This window comes from Nostoc sp. (genome assembly GCF_036917465.1).
Lineage (GTDB): Bacteria > Cyanobacteriota > Cyanobacteriia > Cyanobacteriales > Nostocaceae > Nostoc.
Window position 1 is genome coordinate 85,133 of sequence record NZ_JBALDL010000091.1, and the last position, 22,416, is coordinate 107,548.

Genomic DNA, 22,416 nt, shown 5'->3' on the forward strand with positions numbered 1-22,416 from the left:
TGCGCGGGCTGTATTCACATTAGAGTTCTAAAACCTATTTTGGGTTTATCCCATATTAGGTTTTAGAATTTAACAGAGTTTAGGAATTATGTACTAACTCTCTTTGAGATCGAATAAATCATCGCCAGAAAAAGGCAAGCGAAAGTGCCTAAATCAGTTTTCAGCGAAGAGTACAATCGGTTTCGCCAGCTACTTATCGAAGCCCGCAAAGCTGCGAAGCTCACTCAAGCAGAGTTGTCGGCAAAGCTAGAGCTTCCACAATCTTATGTATCAAAGTATGAACGTGGAGAACGTCGCCTTGACGTGATTGAATTTTTACAAGTTGCCCAAGTCCTAGAAATAGATCCGCTTGCTTTTATCGAAGAACTACTTAAATATCAAAAGGAGATATAACAATCATTATTCAATATGTTGACTTTAACGCAGCAGATACAATCATTAATACCCAATATAAGGACGAATGGCATGAGATTAGTACTATTCTCACTAGAATGCCTTTGCACATTAAGGCTTCAGATCAAGCTGGAATTCAAGGTAATGCAATATTCGATCCAGTAGGTACGAACGAATATATTAAAGGAGCCTTTATTCATGATGCTTGGCAATCAAATATACCTATACCAGCACCTTATAGATTTTTAGGTACAGACGTTGATTTTGCAAAAGCTGGCATCATCATTGAAATTCAATTTTCTAACTATCCCTTTTTACTCAATAACACTTTACGCTCGGAATTGTTCTTCAAAGCTAAAACTGAATTTGTTGGATACCCGACTAATTTGGTAATTATAGTGACAAAGGCTCTAATGTTTCCTGCTTCTAATAGCACTCTTTATTATGAGCAAGCTATTAATCAGTTAACAGCTTTGGCTAAAAACCAAGTTTTTGATGTACCAATCAGACTAGTTGGATTATTTGAACAACAAAATACAATAGTACCCATCATCTGGACTGAGTATTTATTTAAAAGATATTCTAGAACTGTGAATACTAGAGTTAGTCGCCAATGCGAAATAATTGCTGGACGTTCAGCCCGTAGTCGTGTCTGCTTCGCTTATTGTAAAAATTTATCTATTAACTCCATAATCTCAGTTCAGTTTGTTCTACTTCTTCTACTTTTTTTACTATTGGATTTTGCAAAGAGGTCTTTTTACCATTACCATTACCATTAAGCTTTGGATCTACTGGAATCTCTTCACCTCTTAAATTAGCTGCAAAAGCAGATTCTTCATAGATTAATCTATCTTCCATTTCTTGCAAGTGATACTCTTCTGGATAAATTTTTGCTTTGCTGCGTTCTGAAGCTTTATTTCCTACTTGCACGTCAAACTTAAATTTATCAATAGATTGACCAGTTTTTTCAACATAATCGCGCAATGTTTTTAAATTGGGAAAACAACCATTTTTATCTGGATTGCCACTGAGACGACGCAAGGCAACTTGATGATATTTTGGTTCAATTTCTGACCCGATAAAATGGCGTTCATGATCTCTGGCAACCACTGCCGCAGTACCAGATCCCATAAATGGATCTAAAACAATATCATTTTTGTGAGTTGTAGCTAAGATAATTCTAGCTACCAAATCTTCTGGAAATTGGCAGGGATGTATAGTTTGTTCTTCATGGTTGTGTTTAACATTCCGAAATAGCCAAATATCACCAGGATTTTTCCCTTCTGGATTGCATGAAAGTTCCCCTTTACGATTTCCTCGATAATGTTTTTTATTTTGATACTTTTGGGGAACTCTAATAGGATCTAGATTAAATTTATAGTTATCCGATTTAGTAAACCAAAGAATAGTTTCATGTCTACAAGAAAACTTTTTCTGAGCATGAAGACCATGTTGCCTAGACCATATAATTCGGTTGCGAGGAATTAATCTGCATGACTCCAAAATCGGAAAAAAGCGAATATCCAGAGGAATCAGCATTCCTCGGTCAGAAAAAGCACCAACTTGCCAAAATAACGAACCTGTATTTTTAAGAATCCGGCTACATTCAAGCAGAACGGCTGTTTGTTCTTTCAAATAAATCTCAAGAGCCTGCCTTGATTCGTATTCTTTGCCTAGATTATAAGGTGGGGAGGATACAACTAAGTCAACGCATTGATCTGGCAGATTCCTGAGCAGTTGTAAGCTATCCTCTAGGAGAATCCGATCTAAGGGTAGATTCTCTCTATTAATCTCCATTACGATACCTACCTTGCAAGTAATACTAGACTTTTGTGATTTTAACCTATTTTAGGTTATTCGCCAATTGTTGAGAAAAATATCAGTAGTAAGTAGAGTAAAATAGCGAAGTTACTATAACGATCGTGTAGGCATACGTAAAGGCGATGTCTACGACGGGCTATGCCTACGCATTTTTGAGGGAATTAGGGGTGCGATGTCTACGACGGGCTATGCCTACGAGACGCTACGCGAACGCCTACGCGCTAATTACTTTAGCAGGTTAAAATCTTCCTCTGTAATACCCAACTGCTTTAAAATTTCATAAAATAACCACTTACCAATTTCAGCATTACCATGTATTGGAATTGTGGCTGCTCGTCCATCTGGATGTTGCCAACGAGCATGACTGCCTTTCTGTCGCACTTTTTCAAAACCAACTTTCCGCGCCACTCGTTCTAATTCACTGGCTTTAGCTGGCATTTGCAATTATCAGTTCAACGTCTTGGGGTAGAGAACGCCCTTGTTCTTCGTATTCTTCCTGAATCATTTCAAAAACATAGACAAGTTCAGTCTGGGCTTCATCTGGCGTTTTTCCCCAAGCATGACAACCGGAAATCGCTGGTACATAAGCGACAAATGTACCATTGTTATCAGGACGCATAACAGTAGTGTAGTCTTGTAAAGACTTCATTGGATGGACTCAAGTTTGAGTTACACCTTCAGTTTACAGCTATCTATAGTGACAAACCGATGTGGGTTTAGACATTTGGGTAATTAGGGGTGCGATCGCATTTCCTGAAATTAAAAAATGCGTAGGTGTAGCCCGTCGTAGACATCGCTTGCTTCTTATCTCAATTAGCTTTCCGCTCTTTGAGGACTTGATCTAGCAAATTTCTCGCAGGTTGGGCTTTAGCCAACGCTATTTGATGGTCATTATAAGCCCGAACAAGGCGAGAAAGACTGCTCACACCTGTCTTTAGTTGCTCAAGTTCTTCACCAGCAACCAGTTCCCCATCCAGCATCCGCCCAATTAACGGTTTGATATCCCCCACTTCCTGCCGGACTTTTTGGAGCTTTTCTAGGCTACTCAGCAAGGTTTTGAGTGAGTTCAAGATGTCGTCAATATCTTGCACATCCTCTACTTGTTCCGGCAAATCTTCAATTGTCACTGTCTCTTCATCTGATATTGTAGGCAATTCCTGTGCAGATATTTCAGTTTGAACCCCGTTTGGCCGTGCCATTGATGCTTCCTCAAGGAATTTTCCTTAGTGTATCGTTGATTTAGCCGATGTTAAGCAATTTCGCGATCGCTAACCGTTGCAGTTTCCCGGTAGCACCACGAGGTAATTGCTCTAAAATATAAATTTGCTTTGGAACTTTGAAGTCTGCCAACATAGTTGAACAGTGAGCTAAAAGTTCTTTTTCGCTAGCTTCTCCCTTGAGGACAACAGCAGCGTGGATATCTTCACCTAAAGATTTGTGGGGAACAGCAAAAGCTAAAGCTTCAGCGACGGCGGGATGACGCAGCAAAACATCATCCACTTCTAAAGGAGAAATTTTTTCTCCACCTCGGTTAATCAATTCTTTAATCCGTCCAGTCAAATGGAGATAGCCGTCTGCATCCAGAGTACCCTGATCTCCTGTGCGGAACCAACCATTTACAAAAGCTGTGGCGTTAGCTTCTGGGTTGTTTTCGTAACCATCAATGACATTGGGTGCTTTTACCACCACCTCGCCCAAACTTCCCTGAGATAATAGCTTGTCTTCGGAGTCCATAATGCCAACTTCCACACCAAAGCCATAACCTACACTACCTGGTTTTCTGACTTTTGGTGGTAGGGGGTTGGTAGTCATTAAGTGGGATGCTTCAGTCATGCTGTAAGATTCCACCACAGGAGCATTAAGAGTTGCCTCTAGCTGTTCAATAATAATTGGAGGCAAGGAAGCACTACTAGAGCGAATGAAACGAAAGCGATTAGCTTTGACAATTTCTGTGTTGCGGCTAGCGCGAGCCAAAATTGTCTGATGCATGGTTGGCGCTGCGGAGTACCAGCTAGGTTTGTAGGTATCTACCAGTTTCCAAAACTCCAGGGCATTAAAACCATTGGGACAAATTAATGTGCCGCCCGATGCGAGAGTTGCCAGCAAACAGCCCACCAATCCGTGAATGTGGAACAGGGGCATTAAGCAAAGTGTAGTGTCAGCTGCTGTGAGTGAGTAAGCACCAATAATGTTGTTGGCTGAGGCGATTAAATTGCGATGACGAATCGGTACACGTTTTGGACGGCTGGTAGTGCCGCTAGTGTGGAGAATCATCGCTAGATCGTCAGACTGAGGCAAGGGAGCAGGGGGCAGGGGGCAGGGGGGAAGTTTCTCTTTGACTAATTCAAAGCTTAAAGTGCCATCAGTGTTTACCTTGGCATTAATCAGCGTCATATTGGGTGCGATCGCCGCAATAGCTGGTTCTGGTTCCCCAGACAAGGTAATCAGTGCATTTGCTTGGGTATCTTCGTAGTAGAAAGCAAATTCTTCTTGCTTGTATTTGGGATTTAAGGGTGCAGCAGTGCCACACAAGGCGGCAGCCAAAAAGGTGATAGCCATTGGTGAACCATTAGTCATAGCAATGGCAATGCGTTCGCCCCGTTTCAATCCAAAGCTGTTGAGTTGGGATACTAAGCCAACAACATTATCGCGCAATTGTTTATAGGTTAGCGATCGCCCCCCAGGTGTAACGAGGGCCAAATGATTGTCTTCCCCTGCTAAAAGCTCAAATAAATTCATTCAAAACCTCCAGATTAGTAAAATTAGGCATTCCCCATTCCCAATTCCTTCTTTATAAAAAAACTATTCTGCTTTTGTATAATATCAACCATTATTTGCTTTCTTTTGTTAGTCAGTTGACGGTAAAGAACAAGAGCTAAAATTAAGTCAATAGTGTGTCTGTCACTAGTAGAAATTAGAAAAATATTTTTCAGCAACTAAACCCCATCAATAAAATATGGATCGTCGGAATTTTCTAAAGTATGTCACTTTAGCAGGATCTAGTTTTGCCTTAACGAGTTGCGCTCAAGGCAAAAATTCCAAATTACAGGGTGAGATGCTTCCCTCAGCGTCACCTGTGACAGTAAATGAACCTCTTAAAGTGGGATTTGTTTATCTGGATACTGTGGGTGATTTTGGTTGGACTTATGCCCATGATTTAGGACGCAGAGATATGGAAGCCAATCTTAACGATAAGGTAAAAACTACCTTTGTTGAAAATGTCAACGAAGGTGTTGACGCTGAAAGGGTTATTCGTCAACTGGCATTAGATGGTAACAAGTTGATTTTTACAACTTCCTTTGAGTACATGAATCCAACAATTAAAGTTGCTAAAGACTTTGGTGATGTTATTTTTGAAACCTGTGCAGGATACAAACTTGCTGCTAATGTTGGCAATTATCTAGGACGCTTTGAAGAACCACGTTACTTAACCGGCATGATTGCTGGCAAGATGACAAAATCAAATGTAGTTGGTTTTATTGGTGCATACCCAATTCCAGAAGTAATTCGGGGAATCAATGCATTTACTCAAGGAATGCGCTCAACAAATCCCCAAGCAAAAGTTAAGGTACTTTGGGTACAAAGTTGGCACCATCTAGCTAAAGAAAGAGAAGCGGCTCAAGCTTTAATTAATTCAGGTGCAGATGTACTAACGCAGCATACCGACTCTGGTGCTGTTGTCCAATTAGCTGAGGAAAAAGGCATTTATGCTTTTGGCTATAACAGTGATATGAGTAAGTTTGGTCAAATAACCCACTTGACATCAGTGATTAACAAATGGGGCAAATTTTATACAGATAAAGCCTTGGCTGTAATGAATAATAGTTGGAAATCTCAAAGTGTTTGGGATGGGATTGCTGAAGGGATGGTGGATATTTCCTCGATGAATCAAGCGATTCCTGCGGATGTGCAACAACTGGTGAATGCAAAGCGCGATGAATTTATTCAGGGTACTGCACATCCTTTTGATGGCCCAGTAAAAGACCAAAAAGGGGTAGTGCGAGTACCACAGGGTAAGGTGTTGGACGATCGCGGACAACTGGCGATGGATTGGTATGTTGAGGGAATTGAAGGGTCGATTCCCAAAATAAAATTATAGCCAGCAATTCAAAATCACCGTTAGCGATCGCGTACCTTGCTTCCCCATCAGGGTAAGCGGAATCAAAGAGGCGTATCGCTAGTTGAGATTATTTCTCTAGTAAACGCACTCGCGTTCGTCGTTTTTCCTGGCTATATCAGCCTCAAAAACCTTTGATATCTACCAATTAGTTAGAGAAGGAGCTTTAGCTAGACAAGAGTTACACCTTGCTAGAAATAATTTACAAACTGCGATCGCAGATTTGCAGCCAGCCGAAAAACAAGTTGCAGCATCTAGCGATGTTCATTGGAATGAGTAGGGTACTACTCTATGCAATTGTGCATACTATTACAAGAGGTAAAGATTAAGTTGCAACTTTGGGAACCACTGAGAGAATATACATATAGGACTCGTATTTGATTTTTGAACAAAATTAGGTATTGTAGGGGAGCCATTACTGTAGGTGGGTTTCCCGCCGTAGGCGACTGGTGAACCCGAACGGAGGTTCCCTCCGTTGTCGCAACTGGCATTGTGTTAGAACGAAATTCGTAACGCACCATTATCAAGGTTTTGGTGCTGTACTGTCCGTGGTAAAACAACGCTAGTGAAGCTCCTGCGTCGCTAACGCTCAAGTCGGGAAACCCGCCCACACGAGTGGCTCCCCTACGAATCTTTTCAGAAATCAAACCGGATTCCTATAATTCACCAAAGTTATAAGCATTGGAGCAAAGCAAATGAATGCTAGACTGATCGCTTTCTCTGGCTTTGTGACAGCATTTGTGGGTGCAGGAATAGGTTTTATTGCTGCTGGTTTATTTCCTTGCCCCTACACGAGTCAAATGTATCAAAATTTGGAGCAAAAATACGCCCTTGTGGGTGCAGTTACTGGTTTGCTGATTGGTTCTAGTCAGGAAATGATTAGAGAACTCAAGCAAGAACGCGATGCCGAAGAAGACTTGCTCCGGGATTTGAACAAAGCTATTCACTCAAGTACAGATCAAAAACATTACTGATCTGTTACGTGAAAATAGCTGTAATCTTATGCACAGAGGAAAATAAATTTCCCGCTCGCTGAATTTGGAAAACCTCACTTCCATTCCTCTGCCTTCATCGGCTAAGGCGTACACAAAGGGCTGAAAGTACCAAGGACGAGTCAAGATGGAAGATCGAGAATCGCAAGAATCGGTTTGAAGCTGGATTTTTTCAAAAATAAAATAGGAATCCTATATATACTCTTGTCTATGCAAGTCAATTGGCTTGTATAATTGCGATTTGACATAGGAGAGTTGATGCGTTGACCAGAATAGAATGCTGCATTACACGATTCAGATGTCTACGTTTAAAATGAAATAGCTCTGCTGTACAGGTTTGGAGTTTTAAACCGGCAAGTAGTGCAAACTCCAGTCATAAAAAGAATTACCGAACTTAGCTGCAAAAAATTTACAGATTCTCATTATTATTTCTTAACTTTTTTAAATATTTTAATAACCCACTTAACTGTCTTAACTGTCTTAACTGTCTTAACTTTTAACTATCTTAACCGTCTTAACTGTCTTAACTGTCTTAACTGTCTACTTAATTATTGAATTATCTACTTTTAGCTGCTATTGCATTTTTTTGATAAATCTGAGACTATTTGTAAGGCTAGCTTATATACCTTAAGTAAAAAGAGCTAATTAATTTTACATCCTGGAAGTTTCAAAAATTAAAATCATTAGTTTACAAGCTTAAAAAGCTTACACTCTAAAATAGTAAAATCTAAGATTGATTGTCTTATTAGTATTTATCCGAGATTAGATTTAATTAATTTGTGGAGATTAAAATATCGTGGCAAATGATGTATATAGTCAATCAGTGATTACATTTGACGGTAAAGATGATTACATAGATTTTGGTAAAAATGATTTTGGTGGTGTTTTTGCTGAGGGAAGTTCAGCTTTTACGATTTCGGGATGGGTAAATCCTCATCAGCTAACAAATAAAGCTACTACTTATGGAACACGGAATGTTTTTCTTGCGCGTTCTTCAGATAGATATAGTGATAATTTTGAATTCGGTATTAGTGAGTTAGGAAATCTAGATATATACATTGATGAGAAGATTGACAATGTTATCAAAACCTTTGGCAATGGAGAATTAACTGTTGGACAATGGCACTTTTTTGCCATTGTTTTTAACAAAGGTCAATTGAGCGTATATCTTGATGAGCATGAGTATTTTGGCTATCTTACAGGTGATTCTCTAAATAAAGCAACTAGTTCTGTAACTCTGGGCGCGACTTTACACAATCACATATATTTCACAGGTCAATTAGCTAACATTAGCGTCTGGAATTACCCCTGTCCCCCAGTGGAAATCCAGACGCATAGCTATCAGCCTCTAGTTGGGAATGAACCAGGATTAGTAGCTTATTGGAGATTAAATGAAAGACAAGGGCCGACTATACAAGACCAGACAGTAAATGCCCATAATGGAACCTTGCGTGGCAATCCTCGCTGGGATTTAGTAGAAATTCCATTGGGAACTCCACAATTATCCAATAGTGAAACTAGTAGTTTAGAAGCAACAACTCAGTCGGTTACAGAAGTTGTTCCCGTTGAAGTAGAAACAACTAGTCTGCCAGTCACAGAGTTTGTTCCTGTTGAAGTAGAAACAACTAGTCTACCAGTCACAGAGGTTATTTCTGTTGAAGCAATTGCTAATTCAGCATCCCTTGAGCTTCCTGCTGTAGAAGCTAGCGCAGTGTCTCCGGCAGAAGAAAGAAAAGCAAAAAAAGGTACAAAGAGACAAAGCGAAAAATCTACCAACATTTCATCCCCAATAGTCCCTGCAATAGCACAGAAAAAAGCTGAAACAGACCAAACTGGGGAAAGCGAAGTTGCAGTCAATATTCAACAGCAACAACAACCACAAACATCAACTCAGGAGCGATCGCAAAAAACTATGAATACTAAAGCCAATCCCAAATACAAAATACTTGCCATTGATGGAGGCGGTATTCGCGGCATTATCCCCACAATGATCCTGGCAGAAATTGAAAGGCGGACACAAAAGCCAATTTTTAGTTTGTTCGATTTAATCTCTGGCACTTCTAGCGGCGGAATTCTGGCACTTGGATTAACTAAACCAAAATTAAATTTAGACGTACCTGATAGCCCACCCACCGCCCAATATAGTGCTGAGGATCTCCTACAAATATATCTTGAGTATGGGGCTGAAATCTTTTACGAGCCATTCTGGGAAAAAGTACTCGGTCAGATAGAAGATATATTCGTTCAACCAAAATATTCTTCAGAGGGGAGAGAAGAAATTATTAGGCAATATTTTGGTGATACTTCTCTAGAAAATAATCTCAAAGAAGTTTTTGTAACTAGCTACGATATCGAGCAGCGAATTCCGATATTCTTTACCAACAAGCTAGAAAAACAACAGACAGAATCGAAAAAGTTTCGCAAGTTATGTGCAGGTTTTACGCTCACAGATGCGGCATTAGCAACTACTGCAACTCCGACTTATTTTGCTCCCTATCGTGTTTCTAGTTCTCATAATCCCAACGGCTTCTATACTTTAGTCGATGGCGGAATAATCGCTAACAATCCAGCTAATTTGGCTATTTTAGAAGCGCAAATTAGTAGACAAGAAAGCAAACAAGTTTTGAATATAGAGGATATCTTATTAGTATCATTGGGTGCTGGTTCTCTAACAAGTGTTTACCCCTATGACGAAGTGAAAAAATGGGGACTATTACAATGGGCAAACCCACTCCTAAATATTGTGCTTGATGGTGGAAGTGAAGTAGTCGCAGGAGAATTAGAAAGATTGTTTGAGTCTAGCAACAAAGGTAATAAATCTTCTTATTATCGGTTCCAAACATTCTTAAAAAGTGAACTCGAAGCAATAGATAATGCCAAGCTAGAAAATCTGCGGCAGTTACAACTTTTAGGTAACATCCTGATTCAAGAAAAAAATCAAGAAATCGATGAGTTATGTGAGATTTTATCAAAATAAATCTTAATATGAGAAAGTAAAAAAATGGAAACCCTCCCCATCAAGATTTACGACGACACATTGCGAGATGGAGAACAACAAGCAGGTCTATTTTTCTCTTACCCAAACAAACAAAAACTTGCCCATTTAATTTCTCAAACGGGAGTTCATGGAATTGACACTATGCCCTGTGTCTGTGAACAGGAAGCTGAACTAGTTAAAACATTAGTATCAGAAGGATTGGACAGTCAGATTTTGTCGGCTACCTTAATGAACAAGCAGTTTATTGACTTAGCCAAAGACTGCGGAGTTAAGCGGATCATCCTTTTTCATGCAGTTTCCGATCGCCTACTATTTTTACGAGATCCTCAAATCCGGCAGGTGAAAGAGTTTAAAGGCAAAACCATTGATGACGAGATTCCCGCTTATGTAATCGAGCAAATTCGTCAAAATGCGATCGATTTAATTGTCGAAAATTTGCATTATGCAACTGCGATCGCCGGATTGAGAGTAGACTTCGCCGCAGAGGATGCTTCTAGAGCCGATTTTGACTTTTTAGTGCAATGTATCCGCTCATGCAGTCCTTATATTGAAAACTTTATTCTCTGTGATACGGTGGGGATTCTCAGTCCAGAAAAGAGCTATATCTGGGTTAGCGACCTGCTCCAATCCACCACAGGGGTAGCTTTCGGGGTACACTACCACAATGATATGGGCATGGCTCTCGAAAATACCCTCCAATCTCTCATGGCTGGAGCGACTTTAGTATCGGGTACGTTTTGCGGCATTGGGGAACGTGCGGGAAATATTCCCATCGAGCAGGTATTGAATGGGTTACGAGTCCGCTTTGGAATTGAAGCTCAAGGTATCAACTATGAAGCGATCGCTCCTGTGACTGATTACATTGAAAAATTAGGAGTTCGCCCAGCCCCCCCTTACTCTCAAACTTCTCAATGGCATGAAACTGGGACTCATGTCAATTGTTTATTTTCAGACCCCAACAGCTTTGCAATTTTTCCTTACGGCAGTATAGACGTTGTATTTGGTAAATGGAGTGGAGTTAGTAATTTCCAATATCTGTTTGAAAAGCAAATGCAAAATCCTCAACCCAGAACGCAATACGAGAAAATGCGCTCAGTAATCAAATCTCTTGCTGTTGAGCAAGAACGCTATTTTACAGCCAATGAAGTATTGGAGTTATGGGAAAATGGGGTCTTTAAGTAAGCCATCCTATCGGATTGTTGGTATTCCTGGGGAAGGGATTGGGCCAGAAGTTGTGGAAGCTTCCTTAAAAATTCTCCAACGTGTCGCTCAAATTGAAGGATTTACCTTACAGCTAGATTATGGTTGGCTTGGTGCAACTGCCTTAGAGCAGTTTGGTAGTTACTTCCCCCAAGTCACCGCTCAACTATGCGATGGAGCCGATGGGATTGTATTTGGTGCTGTTAGTCAAGGGGGATTACTAGAACTACGAAAACACTTCGACTTTTTTTGCAATCTTCGCCCCATCCGTAGCGTTAAAAGTCTCCTGCATAAATCTAGCCTCCGACCAGAAAAAGTTCAAGGACTTGATATCTTGATCGTTCGAGAACTAGTTAGTGGCATCTATTTTGGCCCATCTGGACGAGCTTCAGATGACCAGGGAACTTACGGGTATCATACGATGCGCTATTACGATGAAGAAATTCGTCGGATCGCTCGTAAAGCATTACAGCAAGCCCAAAACCGCCGAGGATTACTCACCGTAGCCCACAAAGAAAATGCCTTGCCCCATTTGCCCTGGACTCGTTTAGTACAAGAAGAAGCCGCACAGTTTCCCGATGTTGTGATTGAACCAATGCTGGTGGATAACTTAGCCATGCAAATGGTTTTCAATCCGCAACGGTTTGATGTGATTTTGGCGGGAAATCTCTTTGGAGATATCCTCAGTGATATTGGTGGTGCATTAGTTGGCTCCATCGGCTTATTAGCATCGGCCAGTCTGAATGCTGACGGATTTGGTCTATACGAAGCCATTCATGGTACAGCCCCAGACATTGCAGGTTTAGGAATTGCTAATCCTTTGGGAACTCTCGGAGCCTGTGTTTTAATGCTTCAGCAATGGGGCGAAGTGCAGGCTGCCCAACGGATTATTCAAGCACAAGACCGAATTTTAGCCAAAGGATACCGCACAGCCGATTTGTCTCCTCAAGGAGAAGAAATTGTGGTCAATACTGAAACCTTGGTTAACCTTTTACTAGAAGAAATTTCGGTTGGGCAATATTCGGAATTAGGAGCTATCTATGCATGAGTAACGCAAATAAAGTTTTGCACTTGGGAGATGATATTAATACTGATGATATTATTCCCGCCAATCGTGCCACAACAGATGACCCTGAATATTTAAAACAGTATGCTTTAGAACACCTGATTGGTGAAGGTGAACTGCAAAAATACGATGTAATTGAAGCTGGAGAAAATTTTGGGTGTGGTTCCAGTCGAGAAGTTGCCCCCATTGCCATCCAAGCTGCGGGAGTTAAGAAAATTCGGGCGCGATCCTTTGCAGAGATTTTTTATAGGAATAGTATAAATATTGGACTTTCCCTTGAGATTTTTGGGGAAAAAGAGCAGAATCCAGTAGTTGATGCGATCGCAGCAGCAGGCGGGTTGATGGCTTTTAATCAAATGCGTCGTCATGGTCAGATTACCATTCCTCGCAGCCTGACATCTACTAGACCGATGACTTTAGTAGAAAAACTCTTAGCAAAAGCCTCCGGTAATTCCTACATCAAGCCGGGAGAGGTGGTTTTTGCCCAAATCGATTTAGCTTTATCCCATGATGCTGTAGCCGGCCCTGTAGCTAAAACATTTTATAAACACTTTGGAGAAGAGGCAAAGTTATGGGACTCCCAACGGGTGGTTTTAGTAGCAGATCACTTTATCCAAGTTAACGACATCCGCCCTGATAACAAAGCTCATCTGATGTACGAACAGATGATTAAGTTTGCTCAAGACCAAGGATGCCACTTATTTGATATGGTTTCCCCAGGTGAAGCAGCAGGTATTTGCCACGTTTTACTCCCAGAAAAAGGATTTGTCCGGCCGGGAATGGTGATTGCTGGTACAGATTCTCATACCTGCACCTACGGGGCATTAGGGGCCTTCTCTACGGGTGTAGGTACGACAGATATGGCGAATATTTATGCCACAGGAGATATGTGGATTCGCGTTCCCCAAACCTTAGTATTTGAGTTGTCTGGAACCTTACCTTCTCAAATCAGTGCCAAGGATATTATTTTATTTATCTTAGGACAAATCGGCTGTGCTGGCGCTACCAGTAAGGTAATGGAATTTAGAGGTTCAATCCTCACTCAACTACCATTTGATGAACGGTTGACTCTCGCTAATATGGCAGTTGAGTGTGGGGCAATATGTGGTTTAATCGTTCCTGATGAGGTGACACGTGAATATGTAAAAAATCGTAGTTCCCAAGAATTTGAAGAAATTAGTGGGGATGCTGATGCTGAGTATGAAAGGATTTATGAATTTGACCTCAGCGATTTAGAACCGCAAGTTGCACGTCCCCCAAAACCCGATCGGGTAGTGGGTATTAGTCAATTAGAGGATATTCCCATTACCAAAGCCTTTATTGGCTCTTGTACCGGTGGAAAACTCTATGATTTGGCTCAGGCTGCGGAAGTTTTGAACGGTCGCCAACTGGCAGACGGTGTAAGCTTGTTTATTGTACCTGCAACCCTTGAAATTCGAGAACAAGCCCAAGAGTTGGGCTATCTCGATATTTTTGAACAAGCAGGGGCGCAGATTCTTAAGACAGGTTGTGGGGCTTGTATCAATTCTGGATTGGGAGTTTTGGCAAAAGAAGAAACAGGTATTTATGCAACCAATCGCAATTTTAAAGGACGCAGTGGCGATCCAACGGGCAAAAATTATTTAGCCTCACCTAGAACAGTTGCTATCTCTGCTGTTAATGGAAAAATTAGCGATCGCTTGAATTAAAGACTGAACTTTGAGATCGGGGTAAATTCAAAAAATATTAACCCAATGCGATCGCCAATGACTCTTATCTAGCTTAGTCTAGATTCTGAGATAGGTTTCTTTATTTACAAAGACTCTATCTTGTACCCTTAGTCATGTATTAACCAACAGTATAAGGATTTTAGGTAATTACAATGGACGAAATCGTTAAAAAGTTGGCCGGTCTGGGTCTTCCTGGTGTAATTCTCGTGGTTCTAACAGTCGCATCAGGAGGTAGTTCTGCGGCTGTTGCAGCTGCCATCACAGCCTTGGGAGGGCCTTTTGGCATCGTCGGAGGTATAGGATTGCTTGGTTTAATAACCGTTATAGGAGATACTGTAGCGGGATATGGAATTGAAGCTATTCTTAAGGCCATTTATACAGAACGGAGCAAAACCGAATCAGTGAGATACCTCCTCAAAGAAATTAAAGATTTACCCATTTCAGAGGAGCTAAAACTGAAATTGAAAAATCAACTTAGCCCAGAGGTCATTATTGACACCGAAGAGTATAACCAACCAAAAACAGTTGAAATTGTTGATGAATAATTTCACTGTTACATTCGGTAAAATGCCTGATTGAATGGCACTAATTTCAGGGATTATTTCCCAATGACGACAGATTTGCTAAACACTCAGGACTTACGCCAAAAATAGCCCAAACCTTGAGTTTCCGGTAGGGGAATTCATGAACTGCCCCTACCGCATGTAGTTTTGCGTAAATCCTAAGAGGTTGAATGAACAAGTGTTTCGCTGTGACTTTAGGCACTTTAGATCCCCCCTAACCCCCCTTCAAAAGGGGGGAACCGGAGTTAAAGTCCCCCTTTTTAAGGGGAGCCACTGCGTTGGGCGGCTCTGCGGACTTGAAGCACGTGGCGTGGATTTAGGGGGATCTAAAACTTTTGATACCGACAAGAGGACTTTTCAAACATCCTCTAACACTTAATTCGTGTGAATTAAAGAATATGACCTCTCAATACGGTTCGGTTAAGATTTTAGAATATCTCCTCTAGCCTCCCTGAACAATGGGGCTTGCAAACCTGTTTTACCCACTTTTAAAGTGGTTTTCCATAGACGGGGCGATTGTAACCGAACTGTATTAGATGGTCTTAGAGGTTGTTTGAAAAGTGGTTACTGAAGTATCTAAAACTTGAGATCATCCTAAATCCTCCTTAAAAAGGAGGACTTTGAAAAGGTTATTTCCCCTTTTTTAAGGGGGGATCTGAATACAATCGTAGACTTTTCAAACATCCTCTTGGAGTTCAATTAAAACGGATTAAACGCTAAAATGACATATCCAAAATAATTTAAATATATTATTAGTTAAATATCGTAACCTATATAATAATTTTATGGAAAAGATTATCATCAACTCTACTCAATCTATTAATAATAACTCTGGTTTAACTGAGCAGGAACTACACAAAATATTAGTTGAATGGAATGATACTAGAATAGATTACTCCAAACATCTGTGCATACATGAATTATTTGAAGCAGAGGTAGAAAAAACTCCAGAGAATATTGCTGTTGTTTTCAAAGAGCAACAACTAACTTATCAAGAATTGAACCACCGAGCCAATAAAATAGCACATTATCTCCAAAGTTTGGGTGTAAGACCAGAGGTACTGGTTGGGATTTGCGTTGAGCGATCGCTAGAAATGATTGTAGGATTATTGGGCATCCTCAAGGCAGGTGGAGCTTATGTACCCCTAGATCCAACATATCCCAAAGAGCGGCTATCGTTCATGCTTGCAGATTCGCAAGTGCAGGTGTTGTTAACCCAAGACAAATTCGTTGAAGGGTTGGCTACAAGCGGGGTAAAGTTAGTTCGTCTAGATAGTGACTGGGAATTAATTAACTGCCAAAGTCAAGAAAATCTTACTAACAACGCCACGGCTGAAAATCTAGCTTATGTCATCTACACCTCTGGCTCTACAGGAACACCAAAAGGAGTAGCTGTACCGCATCGGGCTGTCAATCGGCTAGTATGCAACACCAACTACGTGCAGTTTAGGAATTGCGATGCCTACGGCGGTATTAGCGTTGCTCAAGCCTCAAATACTTCATTTGACGCAGCTACATTTGAAATCTGGGGATCTCTCCTGCACGGGGCTAGGCTGGTGATAATTCCTCAAGATGTTGTGCTTTCGCCGCAGAACTTTGCAACATACATTTGTGAACAAAAGATTAGTATATTATTTTTGACCCCAGCTTTATTTAATCAGTTAGCTAGCATTGTCCCTGAAGCATTTAAAGACCTGGATCACTTACTTATTGGAGGCGATACTCTCGATCCTAAGTCTGTTAAAGCAGTTCTTAGAAATGGGCCGCCACAGCGATTGTTAAATGCTTATGGCCCTACTGAGAGTACAACATTTGCTTGTTGTTATTTAGTGCAAGATATTCCAGAAGGAGCTACAAATGTACCGATTGGTCGCCCAATTTCCAATACACAAATCTATATACTAGACTCTAAACTTCAACCAGTTCCAGTTGGTAATGCTGGTGAATTGTATATTGGTGGTGACGGTTTGGCACGAGGCTACCTAAACCGTCCAGAATTAACCGAGGAAAAATTTATCTCTAATCCGTTTGAGGAGGTAGAGGATGGGATGCAGGGGGAAGGGGGCAGCAGGTTATACAAGACTGGCGATTTAGCCCGGTTCTTACCAGATGGCAATATTGAGTTTATTGGGCGAATTGATAATCAGGTGAAGATTCGCGGCTTCCGCATTGAATTAGGAGAAATTGAGGCGCTTTTGAGTCAACATTCGGATGTACAGCAGGCTGTGGTAATTGCCCGTGAAGACATCCCTGGCGATAAGCGCCTTGTTGCCTATATTGTTCCTAACCAAAAAGTCGATTTGAGCGTCACTACCCTCAAAGGCTTTCTTCAAGAAAAACTGCCCCACTACATGATGCCAGCAGTCTTTGTGATTCTCGACTCCTTGCCCCTTACTCCCAATGGTAAAGTGGATCGGCGGAATCTTCCAGCTTGCGATCGCACCCGCCCCAATCTCGAAGAAAGCTTTGTCGCACCCCGTAACCCAATTGAAGAAAAGTTAGCTGCGATTTGGGCTGAATTACTAAGGCTCGATCTTATTGGAGTCAATGATAATTTTTTCTACCTGGGTGGTCATTCGCTAATTGCAACTCAGATGATTTCTCGTGTGCGCGAAGTTTTCCCCGTCGAGTTATCCTTTGGGCAAATCTTTGAAAACCCCACGATCGCAAGTTTAGCTCAATTGCTCACCCAAGGTAACACAGAACAACAGAGGCAACGTCTAGCCATAGAACGAATTCCCCATGAAGGATTATTGCCAGTTTCCTTTGCTCAAGAGCGAGTGTACTTCATCCAGCAATTAGCGCCGGAAAATAGTGCTTACCAATTCCAGGCAAAGATCCGATTTCAAGGTCGGCTTGATGTCACAGTTTTACATCAGTGTCTGGATGAAATTGTGCAGCGTCATGAAATCTTCCGCACGACTTATCCGGCGGTAAATGGTAGACTATTTCAGGTCATTAACCCACACCAACCAATTAGTTTTAAAGTAATTGACCTCCAGGCATTCCCGGAATCTGAGCAAGAAACCGAGGCTCAGAAGCTATGTGAGGCAGAATTGCAACAGCCCTTCGATATGAATCAACTACCCTTGGTGAGGTGGGTTTTATTAAAGTTGAGCGATCAAGAACATCAATTGATCCATATTGAGCATCATATAGCTCATGATGGTTGGTCATTCAATGTGTTTTTGGGTGAGTTGCTAGAACTTTATCCAGCCTTCTGTGCGGGTAAACCTTCCCCACTAACTGAACCATACTTGCAATTTGCAGACTTTGCCCATTGGCAGCGTGAATGGGTGAATACCGCAGAAGCCAAAGCCCAATTAACCTATTGGCAACAAAAATTATCAGGTAGTTCGCCTCTGTTGGAATTACCTTATGATCGCCCACGACCGACAGAGCAAACTTACAATGGTGATCAAGTCAGAATGGAACTTCCCAGCGATTTGTGCGAATCCCTGAGAGTTCTCAGCCGTCAAGTCGGTGCAACTTTATTTATGACGATGCTGGGAGCTTTTCTAGTTATCTTGCACAGATACACCCAACAAGATGATATTAGCATCGGCACTGCGGTTGCCAATCGCCGAATGCAGGAGATTGAAAAGTTAATTGGCATGATTGTCAATAACTTGGTGTTACGCACCAATTTGTCAGGTAATCCCACATTTCGGGAATTACTCGATCGGGTGCGGCAAGTGACACTCGAAGCTTACGCGAATGAGGACTTACCCTTTGATAAAGTGGTAGATGTTCTCAAGCCAATACGCAACTTGAGTTACAACCCCCTGTTTCAAGTGATGTTCAGCTTCCATGATTCCGCCATGCCAGATTTGAGTCTCCCAGGTTTGGACATCAGCTTGCATGAACCACTCAGTAATAAATCTGCAAAGTTCGATCTAGATTTCCTCGTCATACCGCGTTTTGAACAAAGCGTACAGAACGGTTCTAGAACGGGAGCAAAAGGAATCACCCTAGTCTTAGAATACAATAGCGATCTTTTTGATGCTGCCACAATCCAACAAATGCTAGAGCAGTATCAAATATTACTAAAAGGAATTGTTGCGAATCCAGAGCAGCGAATTTCCGAATTACCATTACTAACGCAGACTCAGCAGCAATTATTGGTGGAATGGAATCAAACTCACCGAGAGTATTCCGCAGCTAAATGTGTGCATGAGTTATTTGCAGCCCAAGTGGAGTTAACTCCCGATGCTGTAGCGATTCAGCAAGCAGGTCAACAATTAACTTACCGCCAATTGAGCGATCGCGCCAATCAATTAGCCCACTATCTCCAAAGTTTGGGAGTCAAAGCAGAAACGCTGGTAGGTATCTGCGTTGATTGTTTCCTAGAGAGGATTGTGGGCTTACTTGCTATTCTCAAAGCCGGGGGTGCTTACGTTCCCCTCGATCCTGCCTATCCCAAAGAGCGATTAGCTGACATTCTTGAAGATACGCAATTAGGTATTTTGCTGACTCAAGAAAGATTTCAGGATAAATTAGCAGATTATGGCGGAAAAACGATCTGTTTAGATAACGACTGGGCAATAATTGCTCAACAAAATACAAGCAATCCAATTTGTGAGGTTCAACTTAACAACCTCGTCTACATTATTTATACCTCTGGTTCTACGGGAAAACCCAAGGGCGTGATGGTTGAACAGCGATCGCTAATAAATTTCGTCATCACCGCCACTCATGAATATGGAATTAATGCAGGCGATAATATTCTCCAATTTGCGTCTATTTGCTTTGATACATCTATCGAAGAAATCTTTCCTTGTCTTTTGATCGGTGCAACATTAGTACTACGTACCGAAGAGATATTGCACTCCAGCAATGAGTTTTGGCGATGTTGCCGAGAATGGCAGTTGACTGTTTTGGATCTTCCCACAGCGTACTGGCATCAATTAGTAGCGGAACTTACCTGTGAAGACTCCCGAATTCCTGAAAGTCTCAGGGTTGTGATTATTGGGGGAGAAGAAGCTCAACTAGAAAAAGTGAAGCATTGGCACAGTAGTATTGCTCATTCTTCTCAGCCACCGCAATTATTTAATAGTTACGGGCCAACGGAAGCAACAGTTGTAACCACTTTACACCGCTTAAACTCCTCAGATTCTGACTGGGTTGCGATCGGACGACCGATCAGCAATGCTCAGGTTTATGTTTTAGATCAATATCTGCAACCATTGCCGATCGGAGTTCCTGGAGAACTGCACATTGGCGGAGCAGGTTTAGCTAGAGGATATTGGCAACGCCCAGAACTCACATCTGAGAAATTTATTGAGAATCCATTTTACAATCCAAAATCCAAAATCCAAAATCCAAAATTATATAAAACTGGCGACTTAGCACGATTTCGCGCAGATGGCAACCTAGAATATCTCGGTCGAGTTGACGATCAGGTAAAGATTCGCGGTTTCCGCATCGAGTTAGGAGAGATTGAGACAGTGTTACGCCAACATCCACAGGTGTTTCAGACTGTCGTGATTGCCCGTGAAGATATCCCTGGACAAAAGCGCCTTGTGGCTTATATTGTACCCCACCAGCCGCCAGCAACTAACGATGAACTGCGCCATTTCCTTAAGGAGAAACTGCCGAATTATATGGTTCCCTCGGCTTTTGTGCTGCTAGAGGCGCTGCCGATGACACCCAACCGCAAAGTAGACTACCGCGCCCTACCAGTCCCCGATCTTTCTCGAAATGCAGAAGATAAAGATAACTTTGTTGCTCCCCAAACCTTGATAGAAAATAGATTAGCGGCGATTTGGTCAGAAATTTTGCGACTAGAGGAAGTTGGCATCCATGATAACTTCTTTGAACTGGGTGGAGATTCGATTCTCAGCATTCAGGTAATTTCTCGTGCGCAGCAAGCGGGAATTCAAATTGCTCCCAAACAGCTATTTAAATACCAAACTATTGCTGAGTTAGCTGCTGTGGCGGGTATGACTCGCCAAGTTAAAGCTGAACAAGGATTAGTTACTGGCAAAGTGGCGCTGACACCGATCCAACATTGGTTTTTCGAGCAGAAATTGCCGGAACCTCATTACTTTAACCAGTCAGTGTTGCTGGAAGTGTCGCCAAACTTGCAACCAGGGTTATTACAGAAAGTTGTGCAACAATTGTTACTGCATCATGATGCTTTGCGTTCGTGCTTTGCACGTCTCCCTTTGGGAGAATCGCGCTTTGCACGTCTCCCCCTGGGAGAATCGAGGTTTGTGCAAAAAAGGAAAAATTGGCAGCAGTTTAACATCGCCCCCCAGGAAAGTGTGCCATTTAGCGTGATCAATTTGTCACACCTCTCAGCAGCAGAACAGCAAACAGCAATGAAAGCTGCCGATGCTGAACTCCAAGCTAGTCTGAATTTATCTACTGGAGCGATCGCACAAGTAACGCTATTTCAATTAGGCAACGATCGACCTGATTGCTTACTATTTATCATCCATCATTTAGCGGTAGATGGTATTTCGTGGCGGATTTTGCTAGAAGATTTTGCTACGGCTTACCAACAAATTAGCCGTGGTGAAGCGATTAGATTACCAGGGAAGACAACTTCGTTTCAATATTGGAGCGATCGCTTGGTAGAATATGCCCAATCAGATGCGATCGCTGCGGAGTTAGATTACTGGCTGAGTGAGTCTAATTTTCAAGTTACTCCACTACCAGAAGACTATCCCGCTTCTGACGACAACACAATCGCTTCAGCCGCTTCTGTATCCCTTGCTTTAACTGAAGAAGAAACCCGCGTCCTTTTGCAGGATGTCCCCTCTGCCTACAACACTCAAATTAATGATGTGTTGCTGACAGCTTTATTGCAAAGCTTTGCCCAATGGACGGGGGAAAATTCACTACTGATTGACTTGGAAGGTCATGGAAGGGAAGATTTATTTGAAGATGTGGATTTATCGCGTACCGTTGGCTGGTTTACCACTTTATTCCCAGTTCGGTTACAGCTAGAAGAAATTGACAATCCTGGAGAGACTTTAAAGTTAGTCAAAGAACAACTGCGGCGCATTCCCAATCGAGGTATTGGTTATGGCGTGTTGCGTTATTTGCGGCAGGATGATGTGAAATTACAAACGCTACCTCAAGCGGAAAGTGCGGTCTTGGGTTCTACCCAAGAGGAGCAACTTTCCAAGAGAGCACAAGTTAGTTTTAACTACCTTGGGCAGTTTGATCGGGTGCTTGAAGCTTCCGAGGCATTGGGTTTAGTTAAAGAAATGAAAGCGCAACAAAGTGCAATTGGTAAGCGCAGCCATCTATTAGGAATAAGCGGATTCATTCGCGCCGGTAAGCTAGATATGACTTGGGCTTATAGCGATCGAGTTCATCAAAAAGCCACGATTGAACGTTTGGCTTTTGGGTTTATTGAAGCATTAAAAAATCTGATTGTTCATTGTCGATTAAAAGAGTCTCAAGACTATACACCTTCAGACTTTTCGGCTGCTAAACTCAATCAGAAACAGCTTGATAAATTCTTAGCTAAAGTCAATAAGAATAAGAATAAAACGAAATAGTCATTAGTCATTGATTATTTCTTCCCAGTCCCCATTCCCCATT

At 41.7% G+C, this 22,416-nt stretch carries 16 protein-coding genes; 10 read left to right on the forward strand and 6 right to left on the reverse strand.

Annotated elements, in window-relative coordinates:
* The first annotated feature begins 144 nt into the window (after window positions 1-144).
* Window positions 145-393: a helix-turn-helix domain-containing protein gene (locus V7K38_RS24110; protein ID WP_334861398.1), complete on the forward strand. Its 249-nt coding sequence runs from the start codon at window positions 145-147 to the stop codon at window positions 391-393.
* Between the two features lie 86 nt (window positions 394-479).
* Window positions 480-1,172 (forward strand): restriction endonuclease, encoded by a 693-nt coding sequence (locus V7K38_RS24115; protein ID WP_442940801.1) that lies wholly within the window; start codon window positions 480-482, stop codon window positions 1,170-1,172.
* On the opposite strand, the gene V7K38_RS24120 is transcribed toward V7K38_RS24115, so the two are convergent.
* The 5 genes from V7K38_RS24120 to V7K38_RS24140 form a co-directional block, all read right to left on the reverse strand.
* Entirely contained in the window at window positions 1,075-2,190 is a 1,116-nt protein-coding gene (locus V7K38_RS24120) for a DNA-methyltransferase (protein WP_334861400.1), read from the reverse strand. The two genes, V7K38_RS24115 and V7K38_RS24120, sit on opposite strands and share 98 nt — an antisense overlap.
* Before the next feature lie 249 nt (window positions 2,191-2,439).
* On the reverse strand, window positions 2,440-2,652 hold the full coding sequence (locus V7K38_RS24125) for a type II toxin-antitoxin system HicA family toxin (RefSeq protein ID WP_334861402.1): 213 nt from the start codon (window positions 2,650-2,652) through the stop codon (window positions 2,440-2,442).
* Window positions 2,642-2,863, reverse strand: a complete 222-nt coding sequence (locus V7K38_RS24130; protein WP_334861404.1) for a type II toxin-antitoxin system HicB family antitoxin — start codon at window positions 2,861-2,863, stop codon at window positions 2,642-2,644. The genes V7K38_RS24125 and V7K38_RS24130 overlap by 11 nt, the downstream gene beginning before the upstream one ends.
* A gap of 160 nt (window positions 2,864-3,023) precedes the next feature.
* Complete coding sequence (locus V7K38_RS24135) at window positions 3,024-3,413, reverse strand: hypothetical protein (RefSeq protein ID WP_334861406.1); 390 nt, start codon at window positions 3,411-3,413, stop codon at window positions 3,024-3,026.
* A gap of 40 nt (window positions 3,414-3,453) precedes the next feature.
* On the reverse strand, window positions 3,454-4,953 hold the full coding sequence (locus tag V7K38_RS24140; protein ID WP_334861408.1) for an acyl--CoA ligase: 1,500 nt from the start codon (window positions 4,951-4,953) through the stop codon (window positions 3,454-3,456).
* A 217-nt stretch (window positions 4,954-5,170) separates the two neighbouring features.
* On the opposite strand from V7K38_RS24140, the gene V7K38_RS24145 reads away from it, so the two are divergent.
* On the forward strand, window positions 5,171-6,313 hold the full coding sequence (locus V7K38_RS24145; RefSeq protein WP_334861410.1) for a BMP family ABC transporter substrate-binding protein: 1,143 nt from the start codon (window positions 5,171-5,173) through the stop codon (window positions 6,311-6,313).
* A gap of 302 nt (window positions 6,314-6,615) precedes the next feature.
* Here V7K38_RS24145 and V7K38_RS24150 read toward each other — a convergent pair whose 3' ends face one another.
* Window positions 6,616-6,978: a hypothetical protein gene (locus tag V7K38_RS24150; protein ID WP_334861412.1), complete on the reverse strand. Its 363-nt coding sequence runs from the start codon at window positions 6,976-6,978 to the stop codon at window positions 6,616-6,618.
* A 48-nt stretch (window positions 6,979-7,026) separates the two neighbouring features.
* Here V7K38_RS24150 and V7K38_RS24155 point away from each other — a divergent pair, with 48 nt between their 5' ends.
* From V7K38_RS24155 to V7K38_RS24185, 7 genes are all read left to right on the forward strand, one after another.
* A complete protein-coding gene (locus tag V7K38_RS24155; protein ID WP_334861414.1) occupies window positions 7,027-7,305 on the forward strand; it encodes a hypothetical protein in 279 nt (92 codons plus the stop codon).
* 814 nt (window positions 7,306-8,119) lie between these two features.
* Window positions 8,120-10,300 carry a patatin-like phospholipase family protein gene (locus tag V7K38_RS24160; protein ID WP_334861416.1) on the forward strand — a complete coding sequence of 727 codons (2,181 nt, stop codon included), beginning with the start codon at window positions 8,120-8,122 and terminating at the stop codon, window positions 10,298-10,300.
* A 24-nt stretch (window positions 10,301-10,324) separates the two neighbouring features.
* On the forward strand, window positions 10,325-11,503 hold the full coding sequence (locus V7K38_RS24165; RefSeq protein WP_334861418.1) for a 2-isopropylmalate synthase: 1,179 nt from the start codon (window positions 10,325-10,327) through the stop codon (window positions 11,501-11,503).
* Window positions 11,487-12,569, forward strand: coding sequence for a 3-isopropylmalate dehydrogenase (leuB, locus tag V7K38_RS24170; protein ID WP_334861420.1), 1,083 nt, complete (start codon window positions 11,487-11,489; stop codon window positions 12,567-12,569). The genes V7K38_RS24165 and leuB overlap by 17 nt, the downstream gene beginning before the upstream one ends.
* Entirely contained in the window at window positions 12,566-14,275 is a 1,710-nt protein-coding gene (locus V7K38_RS24175) for an aconitase/3-isopropylmalate dehydratase large subunit family protein (RefSeq protein WP_334861422.1), read from the forward strand. Before leuB ends, V7K38_RS24175 begins: the two co-directional genes overlap by 4 nt.
* A gap of 173 nt (window positions 14,276-14,448) precedes the next feature.
* Window positions 14,449-14,841, forward strand: a complete 393-nt coding sequence (locus tag V7K38_RS24180) for a hypothetical protein (RefSeq protein WP_334861426.1) — start codon at window positions 14,449-14,451, stop codon at window positions 14,839-14,841.
* Between the two features lie 803 nt (window positions 14,842-15,644).
* Window positions 15,645-22,373: an amino acid adenylation domain-containing protein gene (locus V7K38_RS24185; RefSeq protein WP_334861428.1), complete on the forward strand. Its 6,729-nt coding sequence runs from the start codon at window positions 15,645-15,647 to the stop codon at window positions 22,371-22,373.
* Window positions 22,374-22,416: the final 43 nt, after the last annotated feature.

What these genes read in the sequence shown, in the direction of transcription:
- V7K38_RS24120 (WP_334861400.1), bottom strand. Translation starts at nt 2,190, where the DNA reads ATGGAGATTAATAGAGAGAATCTACCCTTAGATCGGATTCTCCTAGAG.
- V7K38_RS24125 (WP_334861402.1), bottom strand. Translation starts at nt 2,652, where the DNA reads ATGCCAGCTAAAGCCAGTGAATTAGAACGAGTGGCGCGGAAAGTTGGT.
- V7K38_RS24130 (WP_334861404.1), bottom strand. Translation starts at nt 2,863, where the DNA reads ATGAAGTCTTTACAAGACTACACTACTGTTATGCGTCCTGATAACAAT.
- V7K38_RS24135 (WP_334861406.1), bottom strand. Translation starts at nt 3,413, where the DNA reads ATGGCACGGCCAAACGGGGTTCAAACTGAAATATCTGCACAGGAATTG.
- V7K38_RS24140 (WP_334861408.1), bottom strand. Translation starts at nt 4,953, where the DNA reads ATGAATTTATTTGAGCTTTTAGCAGGGGAAGACAATCATTTGGCCCTC.
- V7K38_RS24145 (WP_334861410.1), top strand. Translation starts at nt 5,171, where the DNA reads ATGGATCGTCGGAATTTTCTAAAGTATGTCACTTTAGCAGGATCTAGT.
- V7K38_RS24155 (WP_334861414.1), top strand. Translation starts at nt 7,027, where the DNA reads ATGAATGCTAGACTGATCGCTTTCTCTGGCTTTGTGACAGCATTTGTG.
- V7K38_RS24165 (WP_334861418.1), top strand. Translation starts at nt 10,325, where the DNA reads ATGGAAACCCTCCCCATCAAGATTTACGACGACACATTGCGAGATGGA.
- leuB (WP_334861420.1), top strand. Translation starts at nt 11,487, where the DNA reads ATGGGGTCTTTAAGTAAGCCATCCTATCGGATTGTTGGTATTCCTGGG.
- V7K38_RS24175 (WP_334861422.1), top strand. Translation starts at nt 12,566, where the DNA reads ATGAGTAACGCAAATAAAGTTTTGCACTTGGGAGATGATATTAATACT.
- V7K38_RS24180 (WP_334861426.1), top strand. Translation starts at nt 14,449, where the DNA reads ATGGACGAAATCGTTAAAAAGTTGGCCGGTCTGGGTCTTCCTGGTGTA.
- V7K38_RS24185 (WP_334861428.1), top strand. Translation starts at nt 15,645, where the DNA reads ATGGAAAAGATTATCATCAACTCTACTCAATCTATTAATAATAACTCT.